Annotated in this window: 1 protein-coding gene; it reads left to right on the top strand. The window is 61.8% G+C overall.

The features are described 5' to 3' along the window. On the top strand, positions 1-636 hold a 636-nt coding region (locus V6C16_RS14585), incomplete at its 5' end, for an aminotransferase class IV (RefSeq protein WP_333543606.1). Between the last annotated feature and the right edge of the window lie 142 nt (positions 637-778).

Genomic DNA, 778 nt, shown 5'->3' on the forward strand with positions numbered 1-778 from the left:
GATCACGGCGACATGCGCGTGTTCCTGAGCCGCGGCCCCGGCGGCTTCGGCATCAGCCCGGCAGAATGCCCCCAGGCCGGTCTTTATGTGGTGGCCCTACGCAAAAAATTTGCGGGCCAAGCCTTTTATGAAAAAGGGCTTACCGCCTTCACCAGCGATATTCCGCCCAAGCAGGAATATCTGGCCCGCATAAAAAACACCAATTATCTGCCCAATGTGTTCATGGCGATGGAAGCCGCCCGCAAGGGCATGGACGTTGCCGTGACCTTTGACGAAAACGGCTTCATGGGCGAAGCCGCCACTGCCAATGTGGGACTTGTGGACAGTCAGGGCCGCCTGCTCTGCCCCGAGCTCAGGCGCATTCTGCCAGGCACCACCATGCTGGCCGCCCTTGAACTGGCCGCGCGCCGCCACCCCGACCCCATCACCGTGGTGGAAGCTCCCATAGCCAAAGAACAGATTTCCACGGCCAGCGAAATGCTGCTTTTCACCAGTTCCACCCTTTGCGTGGGCGTCACCCACTTTGACGGAAAGCCCGTGGGCTGCGGCGAACACCGGGGCAAACCCGGCCCTGTGGCCCGGTGGCTCAAGGACGCCCTGCTCCGGCATCTGATGGAACAAGGCACTCCCTTCTGATGCGTGTTCTGCTTATTGCCCTGCAAAATACGGTTCCCGGTCCCGCCTCGCCGGAAGAACAGGCCCGGTGGGCCGAACTCGGCTCACCCATGCGCACCGCGCGTATGGAAGAAGAACACGTTCTGGCCCTGGCTCGCGCCAT

The organism is Desulfovibrio sp. 1188_IL3213 (assembly GCF_036763145.1).
Lineage (GTDB): Bacteria > Desulfobacterota > Desulfovibrionia > Desulfovibrionales > Desulfovibrionaceae > Desulfovibrio.